The sequence below is a fragment of the Marinilactibacillus sp. 15R genome (assembly GCF_001895285.1).
Lineage (GTDB): Bacteria > Bacillota > Bacilli > Lactobacillales > Carnobacteriaceae_A > Marinilactibacillus > Marinilactibacillus piezotolerans.
The window spans coordinates 1,274,326-1,288,064 of record NZ_CP017761.1 but is presented as its reverse complement, the minus strand read 5'-3'; the positions used below and the strand labels follow the sequence as shown (position 1 = coordinate 1,288,064).

Below are 13,739 nucleotides of genomic sequence, written 5' to 3'. Positions count from 1 at the left end.
TAAGAAAATCCTCTTATAACATTAATTATATATAGTATTTGATGATTAATCGTTATATTATTTAATGTTCACTTCTGTTATTGGTCTATACATTCATACAAAAAAACTGAAACCCTCAGACTATGAAGGTTTCAGTTTCTTATAAAATCAAAATATTTGTATTATAAGTTATTTAAGCAAAGGCTGTATTTTCTTCATAAGATGCAAACTGACTATTATATAAATCAGCATAGAAACCATTTTGATCCATTAGTTCATCATGGTTACCAGTTTCGATTACATCCCCTTCATTCATTACAATAATTTTATCTGCATCACGGATAGTTGACAGTCTATGTGCTACGACAAAACTTGTTCGATCTTCAAGTAAATTGTTCATTGCTTTTTGTATGAGTATTTCTGTTCTTGTATCTACAGATGACGTTGCTTCATCAAGAATCAACACTTCCGGATCTGCCAGGAAAGCCCGAGCAATCGTAATAAGTTGACGTTGTCCTTGAGAGATGTTTGTTCCTTCTTCATTCAAGATCGTATTATATCCTTCCGGTAGCCTCTGAACAAAGTCATCTACATGCGCCGCTTTTGCCGCAGCTAAGATGTGGTCTCGATTTTTACCATATTGTTCACTACCATAGGCAATGTTATCCCAAATCGTTCCATTGAACAACCAAGTATCTTGTAGTACCATAGAAAATTTTGTTCTCAATTCAGGCTGTGGAATATCTCTAGTATCCACTCCTTCAAATCGAATACTTCCACCCTTGACGTCATAAAATCTTTCCAGTAGATTGATTAAGGTTGATTTACCAGCGCCAGTAGGACCTACTACTGCTATCATATTGCCCGGTTTAACAGTAAGATTAAAGTCAGTCATTAATAATGGATCATCTGCTTCGTCTCCATAACCAAACTGGACATGTTCGAATTCTACTTTATAAGGAGTATTTTCTTTTGGTTTTAAGCCGGATACTGTTTCATGCATTTCTTCTTCATCTAATACTTCAAACACTCGTTCACAGGCTGCGATGGTTACCTGAATGGTATTTGCTAAATTGGCTATTTGACGAACTGGTTGTGAAAATTGATTTACATATTGGATAAATGCTTGGACATTACCTAAAGAAACCGTTCCATTCGCTACTCCAATACCACCGACCAATGCTACTCCAAAGTAACCTAAATCTCGAGAAAAGCTAACTAGAGGCATCATAATCCCAGCAAGAAATTGAGCTTTCATTGATGCTTCATTTAGTTTAGAACTTCTCTTATCAAATTTAATGATTTCATCTTCTTCACGGTTATACGTTTTTACAACCGTATGTCCCGAATAAGTTTCTTCAACATGATCATTCACGTTTCCTAATTCTTTTTGCTGTCTTGAAAATTGTTTTTGTGATTTAGGTGCTACAAACCCTATTAGTAAAAAACTGATTGGAACGGTTACGATAGTTACTAAAGTTAAGCGAATATCGATTGATATCATTACGATCAATACTGTTACAAATTGAACTACACTGATAATAAATTGAGTCAAGGACTGCTGCAATGTATTAGCAATCTGGTCCATATCATTAACTGCTCGAGAAAGGATATCACCAGTAGAATGCGTATCATAATATTTAATGGGTAGTGTAGCCATTTTTTCTTTTAATTCTTTTCTCATATCATATACTGTTTTTTGGGCAATTCTTGCAGTAATAAACTGTTGAAAAAACTGAAAAACAGCTTGTGTAACATATACAATAGATACCACTAGAATAATATTTTTAATCACATCAAAATCAATCGGGAATTGTTCAATAGTCTCACCGGCTTCTTGCATTGCTCGTCCTTCTTGAAGACCTCTGTATATCTCAGTAGTTGCACCTCCAAGAATTCTCGGTGCTTGTGTAGCCATTATTGTCGCAGCAATAGCTAAGATTAGTGTTGCTACCAATGCCCAAAATCTTGTAGACATATAACGAATTAATCTAAATACTGTACCCCAGAAATTATTCGCTTTTTTAGATCGGATATGTGCTACATTACTTCCACTTTCTTTAGCCATTAAATATCCTCTCCTTTCAATTGAGATTCCATAATTTCTTGATATATTGGATTATTCGTTTTTAATTCTTCATGAGTTCCTTGACCAACTATGGTTCCTTGATCTAAGACAATAATCTGATCTGCATCAATAACTGTACTGATTCGTTGAGCAATGATTACAACTGCAGCGTCTTGAGTATCTGGTTTTAATGCTTCACGTAATCTTGCGTCTGTTTTAAAATCTAAAGCTGAGAATGAGTCATCAAACACTAAGATATCCGCTTTTGTCACCAAAGCTCTAGCAATACTCAATCTTTGTCTTTGTCCACCTGAGAAGTTTCCTCCTCCTTGTTCTACTCTAGAATCTAACCCTTTAGGCAATCCAGAAACAAAATCTTTACCTTGCGCAACTTCTAAAGCGTGCCAGATTTCTTCATCAGTAGCTTCCGGTTTACCATATTTCATATTTTCACGAATCGTTCCACTGAACAGTAATGCTTTCTGAGGAGCAAAACCAATCAGACGTCTCAGTTCTCCCTGTTCTACATCTCTAACGTCAACACCATTAACTTTTATTTGACCTCTTTCTACGTCATAGAGACGAGGAATCAAATTAGCTAAAGTTGTTTTACCTGATCCAGTTCCACCAATAATTGCTAATCTTTCACCTTTATTTAGTGTAAAGTCAATGTTTTCAAGGGCTGATTTCTCGGCACCATGGTATCTAAAACTGACATTATCAAATCGTAATGATACATTTGACGTGTCTTTTAAATGTTTTGCTTGTTCAGGGTCTTTAATGGTATTTTGCGTATCCAAAACCTCTAATACACGTTCTGCTGAAACTTGTCCCCGTGGTAAAAAGAATAGAACCATTGACACATTCATAACGCCAATTAGGATTTGCATAGCATAAGTCATGAACGCAACCATATTTCCTACTTGCATATCACCAGTGCTGACAAGTTGCGAACCAAACCAGATAATAAGAATATTTGTTACACTGACCGCCAGCACCATAGAAGGTATCATAAACGCCATGACAGTATTAGCTTTAATAGAAGTTTGTGCAAAATCCCAGTTAGCTTCGTCAAATCGTTCTCTTTCATATTCGTCTTTATTAAAAGCACGAATGACTCGTATACCAGTTAATCCTTCACGGAAAACTCTGTTAAGTCTATCTGTTTTTTTCTGCATTGATTTAAATAATGGACCTGAAAAATGTAAAACAAACCAAATCAAAGCAGCTAAAACGGGTATAGTAATAATAAAGACAAATGCTAATTGTGGTTCTCTAGTATAAGCCATTGTTCCAGCACCAATAATTAAAAGCGGTGATAGAGTCATTATTCTTAAAACCATCATCATAACAAATTGAATCTGCATAATGTCATTAGTCGATCTGGTAATCAATGTAGAAGTACCAAATTTGTCTAGTTCATCATTTGTAAAGAAAATAACCATCCGATATATTTTCTTTCTTAATGTGTTCCCTAATCCCTGGGATTCTTTAGCAGCAAAATAAACATTTAATAATGCTGATAATATAGTCAGCAGAGTGAAGCCTAACATATAGAATCCTGTTCTTATAATATAATCAATATTCCCCTCTGCAACCCCAAAATCTATGATGTTGGCAGTGAGTGTTGGCATGGCAAGCATGCCTGCTACTTGGACTGCCATGAATAAGACGGTGAGAAACACGCGCCAGGGATTCATAAATTTAGCTAATCTTGTCATACCTTATCCTCTTCTCTCTTATTCTTTTTTATTTCAAAACACCTTTTGTCATCCATTCTAAACGAGTTGAAAATAATTTTTGTGTTTCTTCAATAGATAATGCCTTCCAAAAACCTTCCATTATAGTATCGTCTAATATATTTAAAATATATCGTAAAATGTTAAAAAACTCTTGATCTGAGCATGCTTTAACTTGCTCTCTTTTAACAACATTTAAAATATCTTCTTTATTTAGAATCGCTTTTTTCTTCATAGAAGATGAAGGCATAAATGTATTGACTCCAGATTCTTGATTAATCTGATAGTTCATATGCAGGTACATATTTTCAAAAAAACCAAATTTTTCAGAATTCATAATATTTTGAATATATTTTTCTGCAAAAATCTGATACCCCCTATAAAAATCCCCTTCTGCTTCTTTGAAACTATTGACCATTAAACGATGATAATTATGTTTGAATTTTCCTATTAAAAAAAAATATAAATCTTTTTTATCTTCAAAATATTGATAAAAGCTTCCTCTAGAAATTTCTGCATTTTTTACAATATTAGAAATAGATGCTTCATTTAAAGATCTCTCAGTGAACTCTTTCATTGCACCAGCGATCAATCGCTGCTTTTTTTGTTCGGGTAAATTGAAAAATGTTTGTGTTGGCAAAATTTTCTCTCCTTCAATCAGATTCATTTTCAATATTACTAATATGACACGGTGTCATGAAACATACTTTTAATAGTATATGTGACACGGTGTCATAAAGCAAGTTAAAAAGATTCATTTTCAACTTTTTTTCATTGAACAACCGAAAATAAAAAAAGGCCTTATTTAATAAGACCTTATACAGCAATAAATTAATCGTTTTCTTCTTTTTTAACAAGAACCGCATCATTTGTTGAAACTTTTTCTTCGTAAAGACCCGAACGTTTCTGATACCAAGCAAAGGTTCTAGACACTATGATTTTAAGGACCGCATACCCAGGAATTGCTAAGATGACACCCATTACACCAAACAATCTACCCGCAACTAAAAGTAAAAAAATGATGTTAATCGGGTGAATCTTCAATGTATTTCCTAAAATTTGCGGCGAAATTACTCTTCCTTCTAGTACTTGCTCTATTCCAAATACGACTAATACTGTCACGAGCATAAATGGGGAGTCAACAATTGCCACAATAACTGCTGGGATCATAGCCAGAAATGAACCTAAATACGGTATCAGATTCATGAAGCCTGCAAAAATTCCTAATGTAAGTGCAAAATCCAGCCCTACTATCGAGAATCCAATCCAGAACATAATGCCCACTGCAGCCGCTACAATCAGTTGTCCTCTGACATAAAAACTGATTTGTTTATTGATATCTTCAAGAATTTCCCTCACATTTCCACGAATTTTTGTCGGTACAACTTTCAAGAAATTATCAGGAACTTTTCCTCCGTCTTTCAATAGATAATAAAGGATAAAAGGAGTTGTAAACAAAGTAATTCCTACTTGTGTCAATGTTCCAATAAAACTACCTATCCCCCCTACTGTAACATCCAAAAAACCGGAAGCTTGTCCACTTAAGCTGCCAATTAGAGAAGTTTCACTTAATTGATCCATAAATCCTGTAAAGGCTTCAGTCCCGAGTAATTCATCTAACTGGACCATTAAACTATTCCAATAGGTCGGCCAATTTTCAATTAGTGACTCTAATTGCTTTTGAATAATCGGCACAATAAAATTTATACCTACGATAAAAAATAAAATAATAAGGGCAAAAACAAAAGCAATTGCAGTATTACGAGTAAACCTCTTTTTTTCTAACCAATCTACGACAGGACTCAACAAATAATAAAAGATTGCCGAGAAGACTATTGGAGGACCAACTATACTCAGGATGATCTCTACAGGTCGAAAAATAATTGAAATCTGTCCTAACATAAAAATATTAAAGAATATCAGTAAGCTAACTAACAAAACAGAAACCACTTTATTATCAATAATTTGTTTCCAAAACCAGGATTGTTTAAAGTTAGTTGAGCGACTATCATTATGATTCTCTTTCATTATTGATCCTCCCTTAAGATGTTGCTTAACGATTATAGTTTATCATACCATAACCATATACAATCTTAAGAAATCTATAACTTCTTAGAATTTTATTAATAATATTTAAAATGAGTCCGTATTGAAAAAGTGTAATGAATTCCGTTTCATAAATTTCTTAAGTTTTGGTATACTGATTTCAATCAGTTCAAACAAATTAAGGAGGATTTTTCATGACTCAAAAAGTTTTATTAGGAACATACACTAAAAGAGAAAGCAAAGGTGTATATAGTATTGAATTAGATCTTGAAAAGAAAAAATTAGGTGAAATCCATTTAGAAGCTGAAGTTGGAAGCCCAACATATCTTGATGTGTCCAAAGATGGTACGCTCTTATATACTGTATTAAAAGACGGGAATAAGGGTGGCGTTATTGCACTCAAGAAAACGGATGACGGAACTTACGCAACAACTGATGTTTATACTGCTGAAGGTTCTTCTCCTTGTTACATTTCGTATGATTCTAACCGAAACTTTTTATACACTGCAAATTATCATAGTGGCGAAATTTCAGTATTCAAAACAGACGAGAACGGTTCCCTTGAATTAACTGATACCATGCAGCATTCTGGAAAATCCGTTCATGAAAACCAGAAATCTGCACATGCTCATTATTTCGATCTAACTCCTGATGAAAAATATTTAGTTGCCTGCGACTTGGGAACTGATGAAGTAATCACTTATACAGTAAACGATGACGGAAAGCTTTCTGAAGTAGATGTAATCTCTACTGCACCAGGAACCGGCCCACGACATATCGTTTTCCACCCAAATGGTAAATTAGCTTATCTATTTGGAGAATTAAGCAGTGATGTAATCGCATTATCCTACAATAGTGAAAGTGGAACACTTTCTCATCTGCAAACTATCTCGTCTATCCCAGAAGAACATACTGGTTTCAATGGTGGGGCAGCAATCCGTATCTCTAAAGATGGTAAATTCGTATATGCCTCAAACCGTGGACATAATTCAATTGTTATCTTTGCTGTACAAGATGACGGCACGCTGAAATTAGTGGATTATGTACCAACTGAAGGCGAAATCCCAAGAGATTTCAATATTGACCCTAGTGGACAATTCATTGTGGTCGGGCATCAGGATTCGGATAATCTAACACTATTCGAAAGAAATGCTGAAACTGGAAAATTATCTTTACTGCAAAAAGATATTTATGCACCTGAAGTAGTTTGTGTAGCTTTTGTATAAAATCATTAATCCTGTCTAAAGAGATGCTTTTTTAAAAGCGTCTCTTTTCTTTTGTAAGTAAATAGTGTAGAATAAATATAACGAATTCGAGATAAATGAATTTATTATATATTCTTTCTAGTTTTCGTTAAATGTAAACTATTTAATCTTTAGAAAAGAGTGAAAATACATGCCAGAGGTGAAAGGATTTCATCATATTTCAGCATTTACTAAATCGATGGAAAACAATCTTTATTTTTATACTCATATTCTGGGATTACGTTTAGTGAAACAAACCGTCCATCAAGAGAATTTTCAGACTCCTCATTTATTTTATGGAGATTACTGGGGGACCCCAGGTACTTTACTGACTTTCTTTGTTTACCCTAAAATAGGAAAAAGTTACAAAAATGATCATTACTATGGAACAGTCAGCCTGTCTATTCCTAAAGGAAGCTTGATATATTGGAAAAACAGACTAGAAAAATATACTATTAGGTTTAATATAAACATTGAAAAGTCATCTATAAATTTAGTCGATCCTGATGGTCTCAATCTTGAATTGCATGAATCTGTTACACCGGATCTTTCAACAACACCTATAGCCTATTCTCATATACAAGAAGAATACCAGTTGATTCGGATTTCTAAAATCAACTTACACACACGTCTTGTTGATAAAGAAAGACAATTTTTAAAAGATTGGTTGTCTTTGACCGATTCATTTATGCTCAATCCTACTTCAAAAGAACAAATACAATTGATTGCAAGTCATACAGATGATCGTTCAAGATTGGGAAGAGGTTCAATTGACCATATTGCTTTAACAGTTGAAACGGTTGAAGATCTCAAATACTTCAAAGAAAGAGCTGAAAAATACGGATATCAAGTCGAAAAGTTAATTGATAGACACTATTTTACTAGTTTATATGTCAAAAGCCCTTCCGGCTTGCGTATTGAGCTGGCTACTGAAAGACCAGGATTTACAATAGATGAATCTTTAAAAGAATTAGGTAATCGTAAAATCACTTTTAAGCAGTAAATATTATTCTATAGGAGGCAATAAAATGACAAACCAAGAATTAAAAGGTATTCATCATATTACTGCAATAACAAGCAGCGCAGAAAAAAACTATGAATGGTTCACAAATGTTTTAAGCTTAAGATTAGTGAAAAAAACTGTTAATCAAGATGACATTCAAACCTATCACCTGTTTTTCGCTGATGATGAAGGAAATGCAGGAACGGATATGACGTTCTTCGATTTTCCTAACACTCCAAAAGGGTCAAAAGGCACCAACGATATTTCCAGATCTTCTTTGAGGGTTCCAAATGACCGTGCATTAGATTATTGGCTAAAACGCTTTGACCATTATGACGTTAAACATTCTGAAATCAAAGAACAATTTGGCGTAAAAGTTATCCAATTCGAAGACTTCGATGAACAGCAGTATCAATTAGTCTCTGATGAAAATCTTGAAGGCGTAGCACCTGGAAAACCTTGGAAAAATGGTCCAGTACCTGAAGAGTTTGGAATCTACGGTTTGGGACCTGTCATAATCAGAGTGTCTAATCTTGAAAGCATGTCAACAGTTCTAGAAAACACGTTGAACTTTAAAAAAATTGCAAAAGAAAATCAATATACACTATTTGAAATGGGCAAAGGTGGAAACGGTGGTAGAGTGATTATTGAAGAAAGCACAGTACTCCCACCTGCTCGACAAGGCTACGGCAGTGTTCACCATGTAGCATTCCGTGTAGAAAACAGAGAAGTTCTTGACTACTGGACAGAACGCATCAGCAATTTAGGTATTCCAAATTCTGGATATGTGGATCGTTTCTATTTTGAATCTCTTTATTCTCGCATGTATCCAGGAGTATTATTTGAATTTGCCACAGACGGTCCCGGATTTATTGATTATCAAGAAAGTTACGATAATCTAGGAGAAAAGTTGGCGTTGCCACCGGCTTATGAAGAACATCGTGAACAAATCGAACAAATGGTTCGTCCGATAGATACAGTTAGAAGTACAAAGAATTTCGAAAAAGAATACTTCGGCTTTGATGAGGTTCAATAATGTATCATTTTAAAGCAAAAGACCTTAATAAAAAGCAAGAGTACAAATTCATTTCTTGTAGTGTAATCCCTCGTCCAATTGCTTGGGTTACATCTTTGAATATACAAGAAGATATAGTGAATGCTGCACCATTCAGCTTCTTCAGTGCGGCCTCCAATCAGATTCCTATACTGACTGTAGCAGTACTACGTAATGATTTTAAGATGAAAGACACTGCCCGAAATATTCTGGAGCAAAAGCAAGCCGTCGTGCATATTGTTGATATAGGTCTAACCGAAGCAATGAATGCAACCTCGGCCCCACTTCCTTCAGATAAAAGCGAATTGGACAGAACAGATTTAAACCTGATAGAAAGTTCTACAATTACTGTCCCAGGGATCAAAGAAGCAAAGATACGGTTTGAAACAATCCTACATCAACATGTCCCTGTAAAAGATGAAGAAGGAAATATCGTATCAGACTTATTGTTGTTAAAAGTGACAGATTACTATTTTGATGAAACGGTTTTTGATGCTGAAAAAGAGTATATTATACCAGAAGCTCTGAACCCTACTGCTCGACTATCCGGAAGCCAATATGCAGAAATGGGACAACTGTTTTCCTATAAAAGACCAACAAAATAAATTCTTATTGCAAACCCACGAAAAGAAAAAGGCACAGATCAAATTTAATTTGATCTGTGCCTTTTTATAAAATTCTATTTTGCAGAAATTGTTCCAATCTCAGAACCTTTTGTTGTTTCTCCTGTAGTTGTTAAGTCAAATTTTTCTACTTGTTCCATATTACTGAATATAATAATAACTGTATTTTCTTTACCAGAAGCAGCTAACGCTTCCAAATCTACAGTAGAAATTTTAGTGTCTGGTGTTACTGTATCTCCTTCTTTAACTAATGTATTAAAAGGAGCTCCTTCTAATTCGACTGTGTCGATACCAATATGAACTAATACTTCCACACCGTTATCCAGCTCTAAACCGACAGCATGTTGAGTTGGAAAAACACTGACAACTTTCCCAGATCCAGGAGCATAAACATCACCGTCATTAGGAACAACTCCAAATCCGTCTCCCATCATTTTCTGAGAAAATACAGGATCATCTACCTCTTCAATCGCAATAACTTTACCATTAGCTGGACTTGTTAGCGTTTGCGTCTTATCGCTGTCTCCGCTTTTACCTTTTAGAAAATCGAACATTCCCATTATTATCCCTGCTTTCATTTTTTTGGTAGTAAACTTCTGAATGATAAGAATTAATCTTATATTCATTTTTGATTATACTTTATATTACCATAATTATTAAGAATATTTGAATCAATATGAGCCATCAATTCTTAATCTTTAGATTTGAAGAAAAAATTTTTCAATTTTATAAATTCTATATTAAATGTGAAAGAATAAATTGCTGATTCAATAAGAAAATTTATATTAAATATCATCATAATGAGAGAATTCAATATTTATATTTTACTTAAAGATTTATAATATTACCTAGAATAGTTGGAATCTTTGAAAAAATTCGGTATGATAGACAAGTTCAAGAATAATCATACATAAAGGAATAGGAGTTTATTATGCTATTAATCGAAATTTTAAAAGCAATTGTTTTAGGTATCGTGCAAGGTATTACAGAATGGCTGCCTGTTAGCAGCACAGGTCATATGATTTTATTTGATGAATTTATGGTTCTTGATGCTACTCCAGAATTTAAAGAAATGTTTTTTGTAGTTATTCAGCTGGCTTCTATACTGGCAGTTATTTTGATCTACTTTCATAAATTGAATCCTTTTTCTCCATCTAAAGACAAAGACCAAAAAAATGAAACTTGGAATATCTGGTTAAAAGTCATGGTTGGTGTCGTTCCCGCTGGAATAATCGGTCTACTCTTTAATGATATGATCGATCAATACTTTTTTAATTGGATCACTGTTTCCATCACTTTGATTATTTACGGAATTGCATTTATCGTAATTGAAAAGAGAAACAAAAAATTAGAACCTCAGATTGTAACTTGGAAAGATTTGACTTATAAGATAGCACTGATTATTGGTTTCTTCCAAGTTCTGGCATTGATTCCTGGTACATCTAGATCAGGGGCAACTATTATCGGTGCGATTCTGATTGGGGCTGCAAGACCAATCGCCGCTGAATATTCTTTCTTTATGTCTATTCCGATTATGATGGGTGCTAGTTTGTTGAAAATAATAGGATTTGGATTTGACTTTACATCTGCTGAATTGATTATCTTATTTGCTGGGTGCCTTGTATCATTTGTCGTATCAATATTGGCAATTAAATTCCTGATGACTTATATCCGCCGTCATGATTTTAGTTCATTTGGATGGTATAGAATCATTATAGGAATTATCGTAATTGGTTATTTCTGGATTATCGGCTGATTAAATGTTTGGTTTACACATAGCTGTTCCAAATAGATCCTTAATTAAAAAAATAAGCCTATAACCTAATAAGGCTGGGACAGAAGTCTCCATTGAGCAATAATTTGAAGTGTATAACAACCAGAAATCCCGTCAAATCAAGGATTGAATTTCCTAGATTTGACGGGATTTTACATTCTATCTAGTTTTGTCCCGGCATCATTTATATTAGATAACATTCTTGCTAATGTTTTTAATTTTTAGTAAATCATTAAGGTTCGTTTTTTCAGTATCATCTTCTTGAAATGTAATAATTTTTATTTTATAAGTTTAAATTGCCTGAACTGTAATATAACTAACCTATTTTTAGCAAAATCACGGTAAAATGTAATATAATTGATACTCATTTAAAGCAAATATACGGTATAGTACTCTTAACAATAAGTTGCCAGTTTGGAAACTAAAAGGAGTATCTTAAGAATGCAATTTTCATCTCTATTTAGAAAATTCACAAGATCATTTCGATCTAAAAATAGTTTATCAAGTACGATTAAACATTCAATTTCTGAAAATGAATTAGTTGGGAAATGGTCTGTCTATGTCCCGCAATCTCTGCAAGAAATTTCATTAGAAATATTTTCTGAGGGTACAGGAAAATATAACACTAAACCCCTGAAGAGTATATTGCCTCAAAAATCACCCCATCAATTAATTATGAAAGATCATTTTGGTTATAGTTTGATCCTTGAAAGAAAAGATAATGAAAAATATTTTTTATTCGATGAACTAGATGGTACCACTTATCCAATCGAAAAAAAATAAAATAAAAAAATCGTTCAGAGAATAGGATATTTTCCTGTGTCTGAACGATTTTTGATTATGCAATTAAAAATGTTGAAACTAGTGTGAATAAGAACAAAATACTAATCACCCATAATACGGAATTCGTCTCTTTTCTTCTACCTGTTACTGATTTAACAATGGGGAAAGCAATGAATCCATAAGCCATTCCTTCTACAATGCTGCCTGTAAGAGGAATCATCAGGATAATTAATATCAAAGGTATCCAATCCAATAAATGTTCGAGCCTTATTTTCAAGTTAGCAAGAGCCATCGTTGCACCCGTCACAATAATGACAGGTCCAACAGCTTCTGAGGGAATATATGATAAAAAAGGCGTAAGAATAATTGAAAATAAAAACAGCATACTAGCAGTGACGGCAGTCAATCCTGTTTTTCCGCCTTCAGCAATTCCAGCACCACTTTCAGCAACTGGTATTGCCGGACTAGTTCCTAACAGCCCCGATAATAATCCTGATACAGCACCTACTTTATATCCTTTGTTTATTCTTTTCTGATCTGGGATAAGCGCTTCTAGCATACCAATTGTTTCAAAGATCAAAAGCATTAGTAGTGAAAACACACCCAACCAGAACTCAAAACTAAACATATTACTATAATCTGCTGCTGTCAGCATTTTACTATATTCCGTTATTGGCTTTAGATTAAAACTAACTGCTTCTATTGATTCAAAATTGACAAGCCAATATAATACAGTCGTCAATAAAATAGCAATTAAAAAGCCACCTTTTACATTTATACGTTTTAAAATGATAACTAAGAAAAGACCCGCTAATCCAATCCCGTTTAAATTAAACGTACCCTCAATCAATAGTCCAGTATTCTCTAGTCCAATCAGTATAAGAAATAAGCCTATACCAATCGTAATGGCTTGCTTTAATTCTTTAGGGATAGATTCGCTGAAGAGCTTCATAATACCTAAAAAAGCAACGATTACAAACAGTATGCCTGTTATAATTACTGAAGCTAGTCCTTGCTGCCATGTTAAGCCTAAACCAGCTACTAAGGTGAAAGTGAAAAAAGCATTTTCTCCCATTCCCGGAGCCATTACGACAGGAGCGTTTGCAATAGTGCCCATTAAAAAGGTACCAATCACTGCTATAAAAATTGTTGAGAAAACACTGTATTCTTCCGGAACACCTGCTTGAGAAAGAATGCTCGGATTAACAAATAATATATAAGATATCGAAAAGAAAGCTACGATACCGGCAAGTACCTCTTGTTTAACAGAGGTATTAAAATTGTCTAATTCAAATCTATTTAACACATTATCTCGTCCTTTTGCTTTTATTAAAGACACAGCACGTTATAGTGTATCAATTAATCAACGAAATAGGAAGCTTAAATAAACATTAGTCATGAATATTACATATTTGATACATGTCTT

Annotated in this window: 12 protein-coding genes; 6 read left to right on the top strand and 6 right to left on the bottom strand. The window is 33.9% G+C overall.

Features of this window, described 5'->3' with window-relative positions; translation table 11 throughout:
* Window positions 1–172: 172 nt before the first annotated feature.
* The 4 genes from BKP56_RS06230 to BKP56_RS06215 form a co-directional block, all read right to left on the bottom strand.
* Window positions 173–2,047 (bottom strand): ABC transporter ATP-binding protein, encoded by a 1,875-nt coding sequence (locus BKP56_RS06230; protein WP_072694294.1) that lies wholly within the window; start codon window positions 2,045–2,047, stop codon window positions 173–175.
* The gene (locus BKP56_RS06225; RefSeq protein WP_072694293.1) at window positions 2,047–3,768 is read right to left on the bottom strand and encodes an ABC transporter ATP-binding protein; all 1,722 of its coding nucleotides are present in this window, start codon (window positions 3,766–3,768) and stop codon (window positions 2,047–2,049) included. Before BKP56_RS06225 ends, BKP56_RS06230 begins: the two co-directional genes overlap by 1 nt.
* 28 nt (window positions 3,769–3,796) lie before the next feature.
* Complete coding sequence (locus BKP56_RS06220) at window positions 3,797–4,426, bottom strand: TetR/AcrR family transcriptional regulator (RefSeq protein ID WP_072694292.1); 630 nt, start codon at window positions 4,424–4,426, stop codon at window positions 3,797–3,799.
* A 191-nt stretch (window positions 4,427–4,617) separates the two neighbouring features.
* Window positions 4,618–5,814, bottom strand: a complete 1,197-nt coding sequence (locus BKP56_RS06215) for an AI-2E family transporter (RefSeq protein WP_072694291.1) — start codon at window positions 5,812–5,814, stop codon at window positions 4,618–4,620.
* Window positions 5,815–6,026: 212 nt separating this feature from the next.
* Here BKP56_RS06215 and BKP56_RS06210 point away from each other — a divergent pair, with 212 nt between their 5' ends.
* The 4 genes from BKP56_RS06210 to BKP56_RS06195 all read left to right on the top strand — a co-directional run bounded on the left by BKP56_RS06210 (window position 6,027) and on the right by BKP56_RS06195 (window position 9,738).
* Window positions 6,027–7,058 carry a lactonase family protein gene (locus BKP56_RS06210; protein WP_072694290.1) on the top strand — a complete coding sequence of 344 codons (1,032 nt, stop codon included), beginning with the start codon at window positions 6,027–6,029 and terminating at the stop codon, window positions 7,056–7,058.
* Window positions 7,059–7,227: 169 nt separating this feature from the next.
* Complete coding sequence (locus tag BKP56_RS06205) at window positions 7,228–8,079, top strand: VOC family protein (protein ID WP_072694289.1); 852 nt, start codon at window positions 7,228–7,230, stop codon at window positions 8,077–8,079.
* Window positions 8,080–8,104: 25 nt separating this feature from the next.
* Window positions 8,105–9,115, top strand: coding sequence for a ring-cleaving dioxygenase (locus BKP56_RS06200; protein ID WP_072694288.1), 1,011 nt, complete (start codon window positions 8,105–8,107; stop codon window positions 9,113–9,115).
* Window positions 9,115–9,738 carry a flavin reductase family protein gene (locus BKP56_RS06195; RefSeq protein WP_072694287.1) on the top strand — a complete coding sequence of 208 codons (624 nt, stop codon included), beginning with the start codon at window positions 9,115–9,117 and terminating at the stop codon, window positions 9,736–9,738. Before BKP56_RS06200 ends, BKP56_RS06195 begins: the two co-directional genes overlap by 1 nt.
* Before the next feature lie 74 nt (window positions 9,739–9,812).
* On the opposite strand, the gene BKP56_RS06190 is transcribed toward BKP56_RS06195, so the two are convergent.
* Window positions 9,813–10,310 (bottom strand): PTS sugar transporter subunit IIA, encoded by a 498-nt coding sequence (locus BKP56_RS06190; RefSeq protein ID WP_072696025.1) that lies wholly within the window; start codon window positions 10,308–10,310, stop codon window positions 9,813–9,815.
* Window positions 10,311–10,687: 377 nt separating this feature from the next.
* Here BKP56_RS06190 and BKP56_RS06185 point away from each other — a divergent pair, with 377 nt between their 5' ends.
* Both BKP56_RS06185 and BKP56_RS06180 read left to right on the top strand, forming a co-directional pair.
* Window positions 10,688–11,512 carry an undecaprenyl-diphosphate phosphatase gene (locus BKP56_RS06185; protein WP_072694286.1) on the top strand — a complete coding sequence of 275 codons (825 nt, stop codon included), beginning with the start codon at window positions 10,688–10,690 and terminating at the stop codon, window positions 11,510–11,512.
* Between the two features lie 459 nt (window positions 11,513–11,971).
* On the top strand, window positions 11,972–12,313 hold the full coding sequence (locus BKP56_RS06180; protein WP_072694285.1) for a DUF4828 domain-containing protein: 342 nt from the start codon (window positions 11,972–11,974) through the stop codon (window positions 12,311–12,313).
* 55 nt (window positions 12,314–12,368) lie between these two features.
* Here the strand turns inward: BKP56_RS06180 and BKP56_RS06175 are convergent, their stop codons facing one another.
* Window positions 12,369–13,619, bottom strand: a complete 1,251-nt coding sequence (locus tag BKP56_RS06175; RefSeq protein WP_072694284.1) for an NCS2 family permease — start codon at window positions 13,617–13,619, stop codon at window positions 12,369–12,371.
* Window positions 13,620–13,739: the final 120 nt, after the last annotated feature.

Bases quoted from the DNA above. Each gene is read 5' to 3' on its own strand.
- BKP56_RS06185 (WP_072694286.1), top strand. From the start codon at position 10,688: ATGCTATTAATCGAAATTTTAAAAGCAATTGTTTTAGGTATCGTGCAA.
- BKP56_RS06195 (WP_072694287.1), top strand. From the start codon at position 9,115: ATGTATCATTTTAAAGCAAAAGACCTTAATAAAAAGCAAGAGTACAAA.
- BKP56_RS06210 (WP_072694290.1), top strand. From the start codon at position 6,027: ATGACTCAAAAAGTTTTATTAGGAACATACACTAAAAGAGAAAGCAAA.
- BKP56_RS06230 (WP_072694294.1), bottom strand. From the start codon at position 2,047: ATGGCTAAAGAAAGTGGAAGTAATGTAGCACATATCCGATCTAAAAAA.
- BKP56_RS06180 (WP_072694285.1), top strand. From the start codon at position 11,972: ATGCAATTTTCATCTCTATTTAGAAAATTCACAAGATCATTTCGATCT.
- BKP56_RS06205 (WP_072694289.1), top strand. From the start codon at position 7,228: ATGCCAGAGGTGAAAGGATTTCATCATATTTCAGCATTTACTAAATCG.
- BKP56_RS06200 (WP_072694288.1), top strand. From the start codon at position 8,105: ATGACAAACCAAGAATTAAAAGGTATTCATCATATTACTGCAATAACA.
- BKP56_RS06225 (WP_072694293.1), bottom strand. From the start codon at position 3,768: ATGACAAGATTAGCTAAATTTATGAATCCCTGGCGCGTGTTTCTCACC.
- BKP56_RS06215 (WP_072694291.1), bottom strand. From the start codon at position 5,814: ATGAAAGAGAATCATAATGATAGTCGCTCAACTAACTTTAAACAATCC.
- BKP56_RS06190 (WP_072696025.1), bottom strand. From the start codon at position 10,310: ATGTTCGATTTTCTAAAAGGTAAAAGCGGAGACAGCGATAAGACGCAA.